The organism is Rhodoferax sp. P1_F3 (genome assembly GCF_056405715.1).
This window is the reverse complement of sequence record NZ_JBFUBO010000002.1, coordinates 12,140-28,640: the sequence shown is the minus strand read 5'-3', so window position 1 is coordinate 28,640 and position 16,501 is coordinate 12,140. Positions and strand designations below refer to the sequence as shown.

9 protein-coding genes are annotated in these 16,501 nt (G+C 61.9%); 4 read left to right on the top strand and 5 right to left on the bottom strand.

Translation table 11 applies throughout. The features are described 5' to 3' along the window. Positions 1-9: 9 nt before the first annotated feature. Genes tssA through AC1DZ5_RS02790 form a run of 3 tightly spaced genes read left to right on the top strand, consistent with a single transcriptional unit; the run spans position 10 to position 5,269 of the window. Positions 10-1,179, top strand: coding sequence for a type VI secretion system protein TssA (tssA, locus tag AC1DZ5_RS02800; RefSeq protein WP_477885848.1), 1,170 nt, complete (start codon positions 10-12; stop codon positions 1,177-1,179). Positions 1,180-1,195: 16 nt separating this feature from the next. Continuing rightward, positions 1,196-1,603, top strand: coding sequence for a hypothetical protein (locus tag AC1DZ5_RS02795; protein ID WP_477885846.1), 408 nt, complete (start codon positions 1,196-1,198; stop codon positions 1,601-1,603). Positions 1,604-1,615: 12 nt separating this feature from the next. Next, a complete protein-coding gene (locus tag AC1DZ5_RS02790; RefSeq protein WP_477885844.1) occupies positions 1,616-5,269 on the top strand; it encodes a hypothetical protein in 3,654 nt (1,217 codons plus the stop codon). A 12-nt stretch (positions 5,270-5,281) separates the two neighbouring features. Here the strand turns inward: AC1DZ5_RS02790 and AC1DZ5_RS02785 are convergent, their stop codons facing one another. Genes AC1DZ5_RS02785 through AC1DZ5_RS02765 form a run of 5 tightly spaced genes read right to left on the bottom strand, consistent with a single transcriptional unit; the run spans position 5,282 to position 15,606 of the window. After that, a complete protein-coding gene (locus tag AC1DZ5_RS02785; RefSeq protein WP_477885842.1) occupies positions 5,282-6,613 on the bottom strand; it encodes a DUF3422 family protein in 1,332 nt (443 codons plus the stop codon). A 19-nt stretch (positions 6,614-6,632) separates the two neighbouring features. Next, a complete protein-coding gene (locus tag AC1DZ5_RS02780; protein ID WP_477885840.1) occupies positions 6,633-8,786 on the bottom strand; it encodes a SulP family inorganic anion transporter in 2,154 nt (717 codons plus the stop codon). A 23-nt stretch (positions 8,787-8,809) separates the two neighbouring features. After that, positions 8,810-10,291, bottom strand: coding sequence for a D-alanyl-D-alanine carboxypeptidase/D-alanyl-D-alanine endopeptidase (gene dacB, locus AC1DZ5_RS02775; RefSeq protein WP_477885838.1), 1,482 nt, complete (start codon positions 10,289-10,291; stop codon positions 8,810-8,812). 6 nt (positions 10,292-10,297) lie between these two features. Next, a complete protein-coding gene (locus AC1DZ5_RS02770; protein ID WP_477885836.1) occupies positions 10,298-14,344 on the bottom strand; it encodes an NACHT domain-containing protein in 4,047 nt (1,348 codons plus the stop codon). After that, positions 14,341-15,606, bottom strand: coding sequence for an ATP-binding protein (locus tag AC1DZ5_RS02765; RefSeq protein ID WP_477885834.1), 1,266 nt, complete (start codon positions 15,604-15,606; stop codon positions 14,341-14,343). Before AC1DZ5_RS02765 ends, AC1DZ5_RS02770 begins: the two co-directional genes overlap by 4 nt. 142 nt (positions 15,607-15,748) lie before the next feature. On the opposite strand from AC1DZ5_RS02765, the gene tsaB reads away from it, so the two are divergent. Further along, complete coding sequence (gene tsaB, locus AC1DZ5_RS02760) at positions 15,749-16,492, top strand: tRNA (adenosine(37)-N6)-threonylcarbamoyltransferase complex dimerization subunit type 1 TsaB (RefSeq protein ID WP_477885831.1); 744 nt, start codon at positions 15,749-15,751, stop codon at positions 16,490-16,492. Positions 16,493-16,501: the final 9 nt, after the last annotated feature.

Genomic DNA, 16,501 nt, shown 5'->3' with positions numbered 1-16,501 from the left:
CGCCTGCACATGGATGACTCTGATGAGTTTCAGCCCGACGTAGAGGGCTTGCTCGTGCCTGTCGCGGGCGAATTGCCGGCTGGTCCCTCCATGCGGTATGACCCGCAGTACATGGCGATCCGGGTCGCACGCGAGGAAGAGGATCCACGGTTGCCCATGCGCGAATGGGAGCGCCCCCTGAAGAAGGCCGACTGGAGTGCGGTGGCGGACAACGCTTGTGCCATTTTGCGCAGCCGGTCCAAGGATTTTCAGGTCGCTGCCTGGCTGTGTGAGGCTTGGATACAGCAACATCAGCTCAAGGGCTTCCATGCGGCGGTGACCCTGATCACAGGGCTTGTCGACGGGTACTGGGATACGGCGCATCCCCAAATTGAAGCGGAGGATGACGAAGCCCGTATTGCACCGCTGTACTGGATGAATGAAAACCTGCCGCGGGTGCTGATGCTGCGCGTGCCCCTGATGCATCTGCCAGAGCGTATGCCCAGTGCCGTAAATGTGTTTGATTGGGACCAGGCGCTGGCGCTGGAAAACCGCAAGCCCGAAGGCAAGAAGCCCACGCCGGCCAAGAACGCTGCCGTGGTGGATAGCCCCATTCCTACGCGTTCGGAAATCGTGGCAGGGGCCAGTGGTACCCAATTGCAGTTGCTCATTGACAACCGCCGTCTTCTGCTTGCGAGTGTGGCCGCATGGGAGGCTTTCACGCAGGCACTGAATAAAAAAATGGGCATGCAGGCGCCCAGTGTCGCCAAGGTGCCGGATGTGTTGCAGCGCATGCTGCGCATGTGCGACACCCTGATTGCCGGGCGCGAGCCCCAGCCCAAAACGCCAACGGTGGTCACACCGGCCCCTGCTCCCGCCGCTCCGGTTGTGCCGCTACGGGCGACGGAGCCGCTGGCAACAGTGGCTCCTGCGGCGCCATTGCCGGTATCCCCACCTTTACCTGAAAGTGACAACGCCATGGGTCCCATCAACAGCCGTGAAGATGCCTATCGCATGCTCGATGCCGTGGCGGAGTATTTGCAAAAAACGGAGCCGCACAGCCCGACGCCGTATTTGGTCAAACGTGCAGTCACCTGGGGCCGCATGTCGCTGGGCGATTTGATGCAGGAGATCGTGCGCGAGGAAGGCGACATCGGACGCTATTTTTCTCTTTTGGGCATCAAAGGGCCCAAGGGTTGAGCGATAGGGTGTGACCATGCTCTCGGACGCCGAAGTCATTCAACGCATGCGCGAGTTCCTGGCGGCCCAAGCGCCATTGCAGGGGAATGGGGGCTTGGGGGCGCCGTCTCACATGCTGATGGGATGGCCTGAGGCCCCCGAAGAAGCCGCGGCGCCTGTCAGTGATGCTGCACCGGTGAATCTAAATACGCTGCCCGACAAGCCGCCTGTGCCGCCTCTGTTGCCCATTCTCGAAGAGGTGCAACTGGGGAATGCCCAGGTGCTGCCCGAGATCGACCAGACGCTGGAGCAAATCGATGTCTCCATCGGGGGCGTTGACCAGGCCGGGGTATCGCTGGAGCCCGCCCCGCTGCAGATTCCCAAGATCGAGGAAGCCATGACTGAGGCAGGCGGCAACGTCAAGAAGACACTGGACGCGCTCTGACGGCACCCCGCCATGCAGCTTGTTACCAAGGCGACCGACGCCATCTCCGAGGGCGCCAACCAGGTGGTGGCTGCGGTTCTCAAAGCAAAGGCCACCGTCGAAGAAGAAGTGGTCGGGGGCATTGAAGATGCCACCAACACCGTGAACCTGGTGGTGGAAAAGGTCACCGGTATCGCCCAGGCCATCCAGGGCCTGCAAGACACCCTGAATCCTCAAGCCCTGTCCGGGCCGCTGCTCACTGCCTTGCAGTCACTGCCTCCACAAGCGCAGGACATGGCGGACCAGTTGAAAGGCATGGGCGAACGCCTGCTCGCCGTCGGAGAAAACCTGGCGGGTGTCACCACCGATGTGCAAGACATCGTAGCCATGGCCCAGGGCCTGCCGCAGCGCGTGGCCGACATCCGTCCTGACGTCACAGCGGTGCCACCGCGCGTGGAGTCGGTGATTGCAGAAGGCAAGGGCCTGATGGACAAGGCACGTGCGCTGGGGCCACGCATGAAAGCTTTTGCCGATCAGCTGGCTCCGTTGCAGCAGCGCGCACAGCAACTGCGTAGCACCCGCCCTGCCGATCTGGTGGCCACTCAGGCCCAGATCGCCGTGGAGGTACAGAAGCTGGTTGGCAGTGTGCAGACGGAGATTGACATCACCGATGCCGACCTTGCCAGCACGGCCACCGACATCCGTACCGAGGCGGATGCGACCGAGCAACTGGTGGCTGACATGGTGCAGGACGTGCGCGGCAAGGTGGATGCCCTGATCGACGAGGTCAGCGGGGCACTGGACCCTATCGTCGAGCGGGTGGACACCGCCGTGAGCGATATTGAGGCCGAACTCCAGCTGCTGCGCGGCATGGGCGATACCCTCAAGGACAAGGTGAATGAACTCATCGAGGGTGTGTTGCACCCCGTGCGCGAGGTGGAGTCCGCCATCGACACCGTGGTCGAGCAGATCGACACGGTGGCGCAAACGGTGGACGCCATTCTGGACGCCGTCGAGTCCGCGTTGCAGCGCCTGGAGCACATCGTCGAGAAGCTCAAGCGCAGCCTGGATGAGGTGGTGGACGCCGTCGACCACGCCATCCATGGTCTGCAGGACGCGCTGCAAGATGTGGTGCGCGAGATCGACAATCTGGAGGTGCTGCTGAACCACCTGCCGGAAGAGTTTGACATCGTGGAGCAGCAGATTGACCTCTCCAAAGTGTCCATTGCCCAGGTGCAGGACACCATTCGCCAGTTCATGGTGGTGGCAGACCGCAGCCTGGCCCAGGCTGCACGGGAGATGGACCAGGCCAATGGCTTGTGCGACCAGGCCATCGAGGTGTGCACCAAGTACATCAGCCGCTCCATGGCCATGGTGGCGGCGCGCGCCCTGTTCATGGGCGTCAAGGGCATGATCCCGGGTATCAAGGCCACCATCGCCACAGCGCGCACCACGGTCAAAACGGCAGGGGATACCTCCATTGGTTTGATGGACGAGGCCATTGTGCAGGTGGAAGGGCTGCGGCCGGTGTTGGCTCAGGTGGTGGAGCTGGTGCGTCAAAGCATTGCGCAGGTCATCCTCGTACTCGACCAGGTCAAGGCGGCGGTGCAGGAAGCCAGTACCCAGATGGATGCGGTCTCCGAGCAAATGCACACCGTGGTGGAGCAGGTCAAACTGCAGCCCGATCCCCTGTTGACCCAAGTGCGCCAGGCACGTGACGACTTTTTGGCCGCGGCGCAGCCTCTGGAGAAGATCCAGCTGCTGCACGACAAGGTGGTGGAGATCAAGGCGACCGCCGTGGTGCCGGTGCACGACAAAATCGATGCGATGCGCACGCCGTTGCTGGACGCGGTCTCCAAGGTGCAGGCGCAGATGCAGCCGCCCATGGACCTGGTCAAGCAGCAAATGCGCGTGGTCCACCAGCAAATCGACATGCTCAAGGTCAAGGTGCATGAGCCGCCTGCCAAGTTGATGGACATGGCGGAGGACCTGCGCCAGCAGTTCCATGTGCAGTTGCAAAAGGCACTAGGCGTCATGGACGGGCTGTTTGCGCAGGCTCGCAATGTGGTGCGCCAGGCCAAGGTGGCAGTCGACCGCGCTGCAGGACTCAGTGGTGATGCAGTGCGCATGTCGGCACAGTTGGAGACCCAGTGGGCGCAGGCGCAGAGCACGGTAGACCGGCTCACCGAACAGGGCCAGGCCGCGCTGGACGCCGCCAAAGGCCAGGTGGATGGGGTGCAGGCGCGCATCGACGACGTCAAGACCCAAGCCACCGCCGCAATGGATTCGGTCAGCAGCAAGCTCAAGGAGGCCGGCCAGGCCGTGTCGGGAGCGCAAGAAGGTATGAAGACCGCCGGCGGCAGTGCGAAAGAAGCGGCAGACTCTGCCACGTCCGAGGCAGACTCTCTGCGGTCGTCCGGCCAGCCGGTACAGGACGCATTGCAACGGGCCCAGGACGAGGCTGCCTCTGCGGGCGACAAGGTCAACGCTGCCACCGAGGGGCCCTGTTCACAGATGAACCAGGCGCTGGAGGCGGTCAAGACCATGAAGGATGACACCTTGACTGCGCTGCAGCCGGCGGCCGATGCGGCCGAGTCGGTGCAGGCCAAGATGCAGGAGAGCCTGGCCTCGGTGGCGGCGCCGGTGGATGCATTGAAGGACAAGGTCAAGGAAGCGTCCACGCAAATGGCTGAGAAAACGCAAGCAGCGCAGGCGCAAGTACAGAAGCTGCGCGACCAGGGGCAGGCGCTGATCGACGATGCCAAAAAGAAGGTGGAGAGCGCCAAGCAAGAAGCGCAGGTCGCACGGGCCGATGCGGTGAAGGCGGAGGCCACGATGGATGCGGCAGTAGTGGCACAGGGCGGGCAGTCGCAGGCTGCCAAAGCTGCAGCGGCGGCCGCTGCAGCAGCTCCGCCCGCGGGCGCTGCGCCTGCCGCAGCCGCAGCGGGAAGTTCTGGGGCGGCAGCCGGTGCGCCGGCTGCGGGTGGTGCCACGGCCGCGGCTCCTGCCGCTGGTGCCGGGGCCCCTGCGGGCGCCGGTGCTGCACCCCAAGAGGCGGCCAAGACTGCTGCACCGGCGGCGCCAGCGGCGGCGCCTGCCGCCACACCCGCTACCGCTGCGCCCCCAGCTGCCGCCGCACCACCGGCTGCCACAGGTCAAGCACCCCAAGCCGCCGCCGCGCAGGCGCCAGAAAGTGCAGCAGCGTCACCCGGCGCTGCGAGCGCTCCCGCCAGCACTGCAGCTGCGCCATCCACCGCGTCTCCTGCCACCGCCGCCACCGGCGTGCCTGCAGGTGCCGCAGCCCCGGCCGGCGCCGTCCCGCAAGCTGCCGCGGAACCCGCGGTGGCAGGCGTGGCCATGCCCGAGGTGCCATCCCTGCCCGAAATCCCGGCAATGCCAGAGATTCCACCGCTGGACATGCCTGCCGTGGATGGACTGACCTTGCCAAAAGACATCGCGCTGCCGGAGGTGAAACTTCCCGAGCTGGCTACACAAATGGCGGTGCCCGATTTGTCCGCGCTCAAGGTGCCCGAGCTACCGGTTGCGGGGTTGAACTTGCCGCCTGGTCTGACCTTGCCAGAGGGCTTTGCCCTGCCCCCGGGTACCACCATGCCCGAATTCAGCGATGTCGCCAGTGCGCAGCAGTGGCTGGATGCCTTGGCGAAAACTGCGCCTCCACCGGGCTAGGGCCGGCGGGTTCTAGTCGGTGTCCAGTGCCTGGTTCACGCGCCGCACCATCCACCAGACGCCGCCCAGTGCGACCGGGATCAGTGCCCCTACCCAGAGTTGGGGATCAAATGCCAGCCCGCCACTCTTGAGAGCCTGGGCTGCTTGCCAGAGCAAACTGACGATGAAATAGGTCGTAGCCGCAATGGTCAACCCAGCCACCGTCCGCTGCAGGCGCTGCACCAGCAACTGGGTGCTGTGCAGTGTGGCGATGGCATGCCGGTTTTGCGCCTCCCCGATGGCCTGAATGCGCGTCTGTAACAGGGCCGTGGTGTGGCTGATGCGCACCGACAAATCAACCAAGCGCTTTTCAGTGGCCGTGATGGTGGCGATGGCCGGTGCCAGTCGGCGGTCCAGCAGCTCACTGAGTGTGCGGGTTTCTGGTGCCGGTTTCTCACGCAACTCGCTCAGCCGCTGGGTAACGATGGCTGCGTAGGCCCGGCTGGCATCGAACAGCGCGCGGTGCTCAGCAATGCTGCGCTCTATACGCGCTGCCAGCGGCGTGATCTGGTCCAGCAACTCCTGGTTGTTGGTCAAAATGCAGCGCAACTGCCCGCTGAGATTGACCAGTTCGTGCTCCATCTCGGTAATTCGGGGCTGAAGCTGCTGCGCAGCGGGCAAGCCACGTAGCGCCATGATCCGGTAGGTCTCGATGTCTAGCAGGCGCTGGGCAATGCGGCCCGCGCGCGGTTCGCTCATGCCCGGTGTGGCCACCACCAGCAGGCGCTCAAACCCATCGGGCTGCAGCGCCAGGTCGGTGACTGCGCAGGAGTGGGGTGGGGTGCCCATCAGGGCAGCCACGGCAGCGCCTTCGGCAAACCAGTGGCCATAGGCCGTGGCCCGCGTGACGGCATGGGGGGGCTCGCCCCACAGCATGACCAGGTGCATGGCGGCCAGTGTGGTGCCGGGGATGTTCTCCAGCCAGGCATCGTCAGGAAACAGCTGCGTCACATACTGCTGCGGCACGTCGTTGATCAGCGTGGCCGGTGGTAAGGCGCGCATCAGCGTGTAGCGCGTGAACTCGGTATGACGTTCCCAACGCAGCGTGCAGGGGCCCACTTGCACGCGCAACTGTTGCGCCTGCAGCATGGAGACATCCAGGTCCTTCTGGCCCGGCAACAAGGCCAGGTGGGCGCATTCGGCCTGCAGGTCCACGTCCGCATTGCGCACGACCACACATAGCAAGTGCACCGGCAGGCCCATGCGGGGTGGAGGGCGCAGCAGAACCTCGTTGTGCAGCACGGCGCGCAGCGCATCGTCCTCGGGCAGATGCCGTTTGCCGGGTGCAGCGTAGTGAGAGTTCATGGTGGGCTCGGGGCTTGCCTTAATGTGCAACGCTGCGCAGCCGCAGGGACAGTTCCCTGGCGATATTGCGCGTGATTTTCAGGGCCGCAGCCGGATGCTGCACCATCAGTGTAGCAATGGCATCGCGGTCCAGTAGCCATGCACTCACTGCGCTGTCAGCCCGAGCACTGGCGGAGCGCGCTTGGCCATCGATCAGCCCCATCTCACCCACGAACTGGCCCGGCCCCAAGGTGGCCAGTCGCGCTGCATCGTGGTGGAGGTCCGACAGGATGCTGACCTGGCCGCTGACGATCAGCCAGATGCCGTTTGCGGTGGACCCGCGTTCGAACAGGGCGTGGCCCTGGGCCACTTCGCAGCGCTGACCCAGCGCCAGAATGCCTTGCATTTCCTGCTCCGTCAGCTCCTGCAGCAGGTGGTTGTGGGCCACGGGCTGGGTTTGCCTGCCGTAGGCGATGCCGGCTTGGTCGAGCACGCGGTTCTCGCAGACCTCCAGGCAGCGGTCCAGGTCGGTGTGGTATTCCACGCCCTGGATTGCCTCCAGGCCTGTGCGCAGGTCCTGCGCCAGGGTGTTGGGCAGGCCACAGATGAAAACGTGGCGTTGGTCGGCCAGCAGGGTGTGGACCAAACTGCGCACCGCAGCTACGCCACTGGGGTCCACGGCATGCACCTGGCTTAGGTCCAGCGCGACCGAGGTGGCCTGCGCATTCAGCTCACTGGCAAGCTGCTGCAGGCGTGTGCTGTTGCCAAAAAACAGGTGACCAGTGAGCTGCAATATCCCCACTGCGTGGGCCTGTTGGCTGAGCTGCGCCAGCGCGTCTGTCTCACGCACGCGGCGTGAGCGTCGGCTGTCCAGGTACACCCACTGGGCCGTCAGGTCGCTGGATACACGTTTGAGCACAGCCAGGCTAGACAGGCCTATGCCCACCAGACAGGCCCAGATCAGGTCGCCCCAAAACCCGATGAGCGAAATCACCGCGGTGATTTGGAAACCCAGATCCGATGCCTGGGCTGCGCGTGTCGTGCGGTCGCCTAGCAGCTTGGCCAGTTGCCCGCGGAATACCGGGTCGATCAAGGGGCCGCATTGCAGCAGCAACAGGCCAGCGCCCAAGCCGATGGGCAACGCGATAAGCCAGGGGGCCGCCAGACACAGGGCGGCCAATACGACGAGAAAGGTGACGAACACCGCCAGCTTGCCCCGCCCACCGGCACGGCGGTTGGACAGGCTAAAGACCGGGCTGGTGGTACAAGGCACGCCGCCCAGCAGTGCGCTCACCATGTTGGCACAGCCCAGAGCCATCAGCTCGCGGTTGCCATCGGTGCGCAGGTGGAAGCGGCCCTCCATGAGTGCCGCCGCCGTGAAGGTCTCCAGAATCATGACCAAGGCCAGCGTCAAAGTGCCGGGCAGGGCAATACGCAACAGGTGGGGCAGATTCGCCAGGCCACCTTCCAACCCTTGCCACAGCGCGATCAGATGATGCGCATCGGTGGGCAGCGCGGCCATGGTGGGTACTTGCTGCGGCTCCAGCGCCAGTGCCAAGGCGATGCCCACCCCCGCGGCCACCACGACCGCAGGCAGGGCCTGCGCCCAGGCGGTGCGGCCTTGTAGCCGCAGCCAAAGCACGTAGGTGCCCAGCATGCCCAGAGCGGTGACGCAGGCAAAGGCGTGCTCCTTCCAGAGCTGCTGCAGCGCCAGCCAGGCCAGCAGCATGGCCGTGCCATTGCCAATGCCAGCAGACACTGGCGAGGGAATCATCTTGAACACCGGACCCAGCCGCAACACACCGGCCAGCAGCACGAGGGCACTCGCCGCGAAGTACAACAGGGCGCCGCTGGCCAGCCCTGCGGCCAGTTGCACGGGCGTGAGGCCTTGTGCCGTGCCCGGCGCTGCAGCACCGGCGGACGCCACACACAGCTGGTAGACCAAGGTGGCGTAGGTGGTGAGTGATGCGGCGCGTGGTGCCGGTAGCAGGGCGGTATGCCCGCCCAGTGCCAGGCGCACCAAGGGCACTGCGCTGGCCGCCACCAGTGCGGCCCAATAGCCCGCGGGCAACGCCGCACTGCCCAGCAGGCCGACCAGAATCAGGATGGGCCCAATGGAAGTTGACAGCCCGTGCAGGGCGGTCTCCAGACCGGCACGCACATCCAGGGTTCGCGGTGAAGAATGGGGGGCCATGGAGTGTTCGCCGGCTTGGTGGCCTACTGGTCGTTGGCCACAAAGTTGACCAACGCATCGATAGCTGGCCGTGCCTCGCCCGCATTAGGGTGGTTGATAAATGCCACCACCACGTAGCGTTTGCCGCTGGTGGCCAGCACATAGCCTGCGCGCGCCACCACATTGCTTAGGCTGCCGGTCTTCAGGTGGGCGCTGACGCCGCCTTTCACCTTGCGCAGCGTACCGTCCACGCCCGAGATGGGCAGGGAGGACATCAGTTCTGGCATCACCGGCGAGACATACGCGGTTTGCAGCATGCGGCCCAGTGCTTGGGCGCTGATGCGCTCCTGGCGCGACAGGCCCGAGCCGTTGTCTAGCACCGGTACATCGTCCGCACTGATGCGCTCACGCCACCAGCGCTGTACCACGGCGCGACTGGCCGTAAAACTGCCTTGGGGTAGCGTGGGGTCGGATTGGCTCTCTGTGGATGCGGAAGCGGGAGCGCTGCCTACGCGGCCCAAGGTCAGGAACACCTGCTGCGCCATCACGTTGTTGCTGTACTTGTTGATGTCCCGGATCACCTCGGCCAGCGGGGCCGAGTTGCTCACAAAGGCGGGCTTGCCGGCCGCCAGGGCTGGGGGCACCAGGCCAAAGCGCACGGCGCCCATGACCTTGCCGCCCATGCTTTCCCACAGGCCTTGCACGGCGCGTGGGCTATAGCTCTTGGCGTCGGCATAGGCCACGGGCCAAACCTTTTCGCCGCAGCTGGCCGGGTAGCTGCCCAGAAAGCGGATGCGCGCGGGGTCGGCAAAGTCGGCCTTCAGCGTGCCGCGGTAGTCACCGCAGTCGCCCATGCCCATCGGCACGGTGGCGGCCAGCGCCACGCCGGCCAGGGGTGGGTCGTACTGCACCTGGGCCACATTGCCGGTGCGGTCCGGCGTGAAGGTCATCACCACCGATTTGAAGTTGATCAGCAGCGCATCGGGCGCGGCGTTGTAAGGGCGCAGGGGTTCGCCGTCGAACTTGGCCGGGTCGGTCTCAGGCACCTCCAGCGCACTGCGGTCCAGCACGATGTCGCCCGCAATCGTCTTGATGCCCAGGCCCTGCACGCGGCGCAGCAGCAACCACAGCCGCTCCAGCACCAGCTTGGGGTCGCCCTGGCCTTTGACGTAGAGGTTGCCGTTGAGGATGCCGTTTTGCACCGTGCCTTCGGTGTACACCGGGGTCGCCCAGCTGTAGGCGGGGCCCAGCATATCCAGCGCGGCATAGGTGGTCACCAGCTTCATGACCGAGGCCGGGTTCATGGGCGTGCTGGCACGGTAGGCCAGCCGCGCCGCGGCGCTGGGGTTTTGGGCGTCCACCACCAGAAAGGACACCGCCTCGCGTGGCACCTTGGCGCGGGCTAGGGCTGCGTCCACTTCGGGGGGGAGGGTTTGGGCGTGGGTGGTTGCACAGATGGCGACAGCGAGCAGCATGGCGCCAAGGCGAATGGGTGTTGGGTAGGCGATGTGCATTCCGTAAATCATGGGAAGTTAGGGTTTGGCGCAGTCGATCACCAAGACGGTGATCTTGCGCTTCAAGTCGCTGGGTACTGTGGCTGCAAGCCGTTGCTGGAGTTCGTGTGGCGTTTTGGGTTTGCTGCCGCCGTCACCGGCGACATGCAGGTTTCCTGCATTGAACCAAAACACAATGTAAACCCCATAACCGTCACTACCTTGCTCGCGGCTGTATTTGGCGATGAGCTGCTCGTGAATGGCTTTCCACGCGTCTTTGTGTGAGTCTCGCTTGATCTCGATGGGGATATGAAGAGTGGAGCCGAAGAACACTTCGATATCCGCGCGCTTTTGGTCTGCGTGCGTGCGTTCAGGTTCGGCAATGACGTTCAGCGGCTTTAAGAGTCTTTTCAGGTCTGAAAGTAAAGCATCTCGGCAATCGTTTTCAATTCGAGGCTTATCGCCGTTCCAATACTGCGTGTAGTCGTTGGTGTTCCCGTGGCGGATTTCTTTGGCCAGCAGGTTTAACTGATCCACCACAAGCGCATGCAAATCTGCTGCGTTGGCAGGTTGCAGGTTGGCCAGGGTATGGCACACCTCGGTGACAGATGCGGGACGGAAGAGGGCTTTACGGCGTAGGATGTTTTGTTCGTAGAGCGCCTGTTGGAGTCTTTCTTCCCATGGCTTGAGGGCACGCAGCACTATCAAGTTTTCGAGTAAGCCTTGTGCTTCGTCTGAAGGACTTGATGCGATGGCATTGATGAGTTGCTGCACATAGCGCATAGTTTCCCTGGCAGGGGTCACTGTGTGAACTTCTCCGGTTTCCGGATCTTCGGGTGGTGTGAATTTTGGACCCAAATGTTCAATAAAAAGTGCCGCCGCATCTAGGCTCAGCGTTGTGGTGTCATCAGATTCTAGAAAACCTCCCCTCAGCAGGTCGGATGCATATGCAGCACGAGATTGGTTGGTTCCAAGGTACTGTTTCAGATCGCTCAAGTAGAGCGCTGGTGCTACCTGAACTCCAGCGGTTAGCCAATACACGCGCTGCGCAACGTCCATGTTGGATATGGCAAGACGTTTCGCGACCAGGGTGAGTTGCTCTGAATTCGATAGTTTGGGTAGCACGCGCTTGATCAGCGATCGCACATACGGCCGTTGAGTTGCCGTAAGTTTGGTTGGCAGTGATTCGATGATGCTGGGTGCGAGGTGGGGCCGAATCGCGTTTAGGACATCTTCGTGAATAAAGGCATTCAGCCCGGATAAATGCGCAGTCTTTTTGGAAAGTTCTTTTTGGACCAGTGTTTTCAAAACGGGAGTCACCAATTCTGGCTGCTCGTCGGTTAACTTGGCAAACCAAGTCGGCGGCATCCTGTCGGGGCTGGTGAGCCAGAATGCAATCATTGTTTGAAGTAGTTTCTGGGGTAGGTTCAGTGCATTTGACGGTGACTCTTGAAACCTCAGATGCATCGCTGCCAAGCATGCAGATGAGATACGAAGAAGCCGACTCTCTACATGCAAATCAAGAATTTTCTTTGCGTCCGGAAGGTCGGTTCGATGCAAACAATGGCGCAGCCCCGCCAGAGCCAAGTCCACCCAGTAGGTATTTTCTTGACAAAGTTTGAGCAACCTTTCCTCCGGGGATTTCAGGTTGCTATTACGCAAGGCACCCAGATAGGTCTGTCCGATCTCTATGAGTAAACCGAAGTGAGCTTCTTTGGTGGAGAGCTTGGGGAGTTCTGCGGCTAGAAACAGCCGCCTTTCTTGTTGGCGTTGGCTTGTTTTGGTCTTGTATGTGTTGTTTTGCTCATTGATGGATTGCTGGACCTCATCAGGCGGGTAGGGCGACGACAAGATGGTGGTATTGATCCAGTCGAGATCATTCGGGTGGTTTTGTGCCCATGACGACAAGTGTTCTATTGCCTCGTCTTCCCCATCAATTCGTATGGCAATTTGAAAAGACGCGCTGATTAAAACCTGCCTCATCTCGTTATTACGGCTTTCGGCAAGAAGCAGATACCAGCTTGGCGCGTCGCTGGGTTGGGGGGCATTGCACAACATGTTTCGCAAGGTTCCCGCGTACATTCTTGCTGAGCCAGGGGGGCCATCAAAATTTGAAAGTCCAAATTCGAAAAGCGCCTTGTAATGCGCGGGGTGCTTCGCAAACCATTGGCCCAGTGCTTTGCGATTGTCCTGTTGCAAGCCGTTTTCACCGTACTTGCCCAAGCCAAGAGACAGCCAGTTGTAGACCTTTGCGGTATCACTTGTCTCGCCAAAATGAGTGATGGTCTCTACAAGCAGGTTCCCCACCATTTCAGATAGCTCATACTCCTCACTATCTGATGTCAACCGGATGTTGCTTGTGACCAAGGAGTCCATTAGTTCGGGAAGTGTGTCGCGCGGTGTGTAACGCGACAGATAGCTCCAAAACTCCCATTGGCTGTTGTCGAGCTTGAGTGAGCTGGGTTTGTAGTAACCCCAAATTTCTTGCGTAGAGATGTTGTTTGGATAAAGGTGCTTTAACAGCGCGCCCAACAAAACGTCCCCAATGTCCTCAATGTTCTTGTCCCATACTTGCTTCAGAAGTCCTTTTGTGATCGTCCAATCGTGGTTCTTTTCGTCTGTGATGCATAGCACTCCCAATGCACTCTGTCGTATCTCGGTGCGGTAGGTTGCATCGCTGACGACTCTTAACAAATCTTTGGCCAAAGCCGACATGGCCTGCCCATGTTCCATGGCATCCAACACGCAGTCCAGCACCGCTTGGTGTGCGGGGCTGCGGTCGGGGGATTCGAGCCATTCCCGGAACACGGCTTCCATGTCGGTCGTGGCAAGCGCGCCAAAAGGTCTGCTGGCCCAGTTCTGGTTGCGAAAGTGTGCGTAGCGTCGGGCTTCCCGCTGCAAGGCTTGAAGGATGCGTACCTTCTCGTAAACGCTGAATCGAAGCACATCGCCATGTAGCACCAGCCCAAGTGCGTCATGGTCTATCAAGGTGCTCCGCACGCTTGCGTCTGTCACTACAGCCAGCCAGGCGTGCAGTCCCCGCAGTTCGGGCACTACGCCACCGTCTTGGCCTTGGATGAGTGCGAGCACGCGGTTGGCTGGTAAGTGATTGCGGATGCGGTCGGCTAAATACTTGGCGCCCAAATACTCCGCGACGGTGCGGTGTACGGGGGTGAAGTTCCCTTTGTCGTCGCTAGAAAAGAGATGGGTTTCCGGTACCTTGTTGCAGGCATCCGTGCCCGGCGTGTTCGCGCTGCCGGTGAGCAGCGTGGTCAGCACCATGGCATGCGGTGCTTCTTGTTTTAGGCGCTGCAATGCTATGACCGAGCTACCCGATAGCAGCATCACTGCGCACAGGTAGCCGGCTGCGTTCAAGAGTTGTGCGTCGGGGATGGTGTTGCGGCGCTGCGCGTCAAGGTGAACTTTGTTTTGCTCTTGAACCAGTTTGGCGCAGGCTTTTTCGTACACCTCTGCCTTGCTGTTGGGCCAGCCCTCTGCGGAGTTGCCTACTGCTTCCACCAGCATGCGCAGGGTTTGTGGGTTGGTGAGTAGGCCGTCCATATCGTGCTGATGGGCTTGGTCCACAAAGGCTTGGGCGTCAGCTTTGCTTGCTTTGAGCCAGTGGGCTGCGAACTGCAGAATCTGTTCGTCGTTGAGTTCCGTCAGATGCAGCTCGGCAAATTCACCTTCACCCATCAGTCTTTGCAAGGCATCGCTGTCGGTGCTGCCGCGCCAGTCGGCTTCGCGGCACGAGAGGCGAAAAGGCGGAGTGCCCAGCGCGCTGAGTTTGCTGCGGATGCGCCCTAGGGGGGATTGGCCTTCGAGGGCGGCAGCTTCGTCTAGGCCGTCAATGAAGATCGGGTGTCGGTAGCCGTCGCGGGGCGTAATCTCTAGAAAGTCGCTGGCTTGGAGATATTCACCACGTTCTTGTTCGGCCAGGAGCTTAAAGGTCGTGGTCTTTCCCGCGCCGGGGTCGCCCAGCAGCACCCAGGCGCGCATGCTTTGATAGTCCGCCAAGGACCGGGACTCGGTGAGCGAGCCATCCGGCTTTCTTGCGCGCACCGTCCGCTCAATGGCAAGTCTCATGCCGCCTCCAGCCAGTGCGTGAGTGGATATGAAAAAAACTCCGTCAGGTTCACGCCACCCGTGCCCACCAGTAGCGTGTTGCTCCCTGTGTGTTGTCTGGCGAATTCGGCCATGCCGCCCAGTGCGCCCACGCTGGGGCCGCTTTTCACTTCGATGGCAGTGCGGCGCAGTGCGTCGTTGATGACGAAGTCCACCTCGTGCGGGCTTTCGCGCCAGTAGCTGATGTCCTCATTGGGGCGGGCGCTGTTGCACAGGTGGGCGCCCACGCAGCTCTCCACCAAGCGGCCCCAATAGCTGCGGTCGGCCTGCGCTTGGGCAAAGGTATAGGGTGTGGCGCTAGACATGAGGGCGGTGTTGAGCACGTTGAACTTGGGGGCCGATGCACGCTTGCGTGCCGCACCCACGTGGTATTTCTGCAAGCCGGTGAGTAGACCTGCATTGCCCAGCAAATCCAGATAACCGGCGAGCGTAGTTTCATTGCCCGCGTCTTGCAGTTGTTCCTTGACCTTGCCCAAGGCCAGAATTTGACCGGAGTAGATGGCGCCCAGGGTGAACAGTTGTTTGAGCAACGCAGGCTTGTCGACCCGCGCCATTTGCAATACGTCGGTCTCAATGCTGGGCTGCACCAGGCTAGCCAGCACGTAGTTGCGCCAGCGTTCTTCGTCCCGGATGAGGGGAGCGCTACCGGGATAGCCACCAAAGTAGATGTACTCGTTGAGCGTGAAGTCAAACGCGTGGTGCATTTCCACAAAAGACCAATGTGTAGCGCGGATCAACTCATAGCGACCGGTCAAACTTTCGGTCAGGCCTTTTTGAATCAGCAACGGAGAGCTGCCCAGCAACACCACATGCATCGGCAGGCCTTGGGCCCGGTCAGCATCCCACAGGCCTTTGACGGTGTCGGGCCAGTGGGTGATTTTCTGGATTTCATCCAGTACAAAAACAAAAGGCTGGTCTGGGTACTTTTGTTTGAATGCCTCACACGCTGCGCGGGCCGATTGCCAAGTGCGAATCAACCACGCCGCATTGCGGGGCGCACCGTCCACCTCCATCGTGTCATAGGCCGCCGCCAAGTCAAAACCCCGCAGCCGTGGCTCCCCAGACGGGTCTACCGACACAAACAGATTCCCCACGTCGTCAATGGCTTGCCTAACCAGCGTGGTCTTTCCCACCTGTCGAGGGCCCGCCACAATGGTGATGAAGCGTGGCACTTCTTGCAGCCGGTTGCGTAGCGTCTGGACTTGGGCTCTTTGGAAGTTCATAAAATACTGAGTAAGTTTACTCACAATGATTGCACTGAACGACTGGCGCGTCAATCGAATCATTGTTTGCTACAAAAAACATAGCTGCTGGCGCTTGATAAATAAGCGCTAGAGGTCAATTTTCCTTTTGTAAAATCACCCCATGAACCTGCTCGCCATGGACACTGGAACCGAGTTCCTATCAATTGCTTTACGCAATGATGGGGTGGACGGTGTCCGTGTGTGGCAGTACCAAGGCCCAGGCGGCGCGCGCGCGTCCACCGACCTGATTGCTGGCGTGTTGGACCTGCTTGCCCAGGCGGGCCTGGCGCTACAGGCGCTGGACGCGATCGCCTTTGGTGCGGGGCCGGGCTCGTTCACCGGGCTGCGCACGGCCTGTTCGGTGGTGCAGGGCCTGGCCTTTGGCGCCAAGCTGCCGGTGCTGCCGGTGGATTCGCTATTGGCCGTGGCCGAAGATGCCCGTCTGGCCGCTGTTCCCGACGCACCTGCCCTGCAGGTGCTGGCCCTGCTGGACGCCCGCATGGACGAGATGTATGCCGCCCATTACGCCTATGCCCATGGCCATTGGCGTGTGCTGCAGCCCCAGCAACTGCTGCGCCCCGAGCACCTGGCGCTGCCCGCGCAGGACGCAGCGCTGGGCCCCTTGCTGCTGGCAGGCAATGTGTTTGCCGTGTACGCCGACCGCCTGCCTGCGGCCGTGCTGCAGGCCGCAACCGTGGTGAACGCCCTGCCCACTGCCACGGCCATGTTGCGTCTGGCGCCTGCCTTGTTGGCGGCAGGTCAGGCGGTAGATGCGGCCCACGCCATGCCCAGCTATATCCGCGACAAGGTGGCCAAAACCACCGCCGAGCGCTTGGCTGAAAAAGCCGCTGCCGCGGCTGTCTGAGTCCCACGC

Coding starts and splice junctions, on each gene's coding strand:
- tssA (WP_477885848.1), top strand. CDS start 10: ATGGATGACTCTGATGAGTTTCAGCCCGACGTAGAGGGCTTGCTCGTG.
- AC1DZ5_RS02795 (WP_477885846.1), top strand. CDS start 1,196: ATGCTCTCGGACGCCGAAGTCATTCAACGCATGCGCGAGTTCCTGGCG.
- AC1DZ5_RS02790 (WP_477885844.1), top strand. CDS start 1,616: ATGCAGCTTGTTACCAAGGCGACCGACGCCATCTCCGAGGGCGCCAAC.
- AC1DZ5_RS02785 (WP_477885842.1), bottom strand. CDS start 6,613: ATGAACTCTCACTACGCTGCACCCGGCAAACGGCATCTGCCCGAGGAC.
- AC1DZ5_RS02780 (WP_477885840.1), bottom strand. CDS start 8,786: ATGGCCCCCCATTCTTCACCGCGAACCCTGGATGTGCGTGCCGGTCTG.
- dacB (WP_477885838.1), bottom strand. CDS start 10,291: ATGATTTACGGAATGCACATCGCCTACCCAACACCCATTCGCCTTGGC.
- AC1DZ5_RS02770 (WP_477885836.1), bottom strand. CDS start 14,344: ATGAGACTTGCCATTGAGCGGACGGTGCGCGCAAGAAAGCCGGATGGC.
- AC1DZ5_RS02765 (WP_477885834.1), bottom strand. CDS start 15,606: ATGAACTTCCAAAGAGCCCAAGTCCAGACGCTACGCAACCGGCTGCAA.
- tsaB (WP_477885831.1), top strand. CDS start 15,749: ATGAACCTGCTCGCCATGGACACTGGAACCGAGTTCCTATCAATTGCT.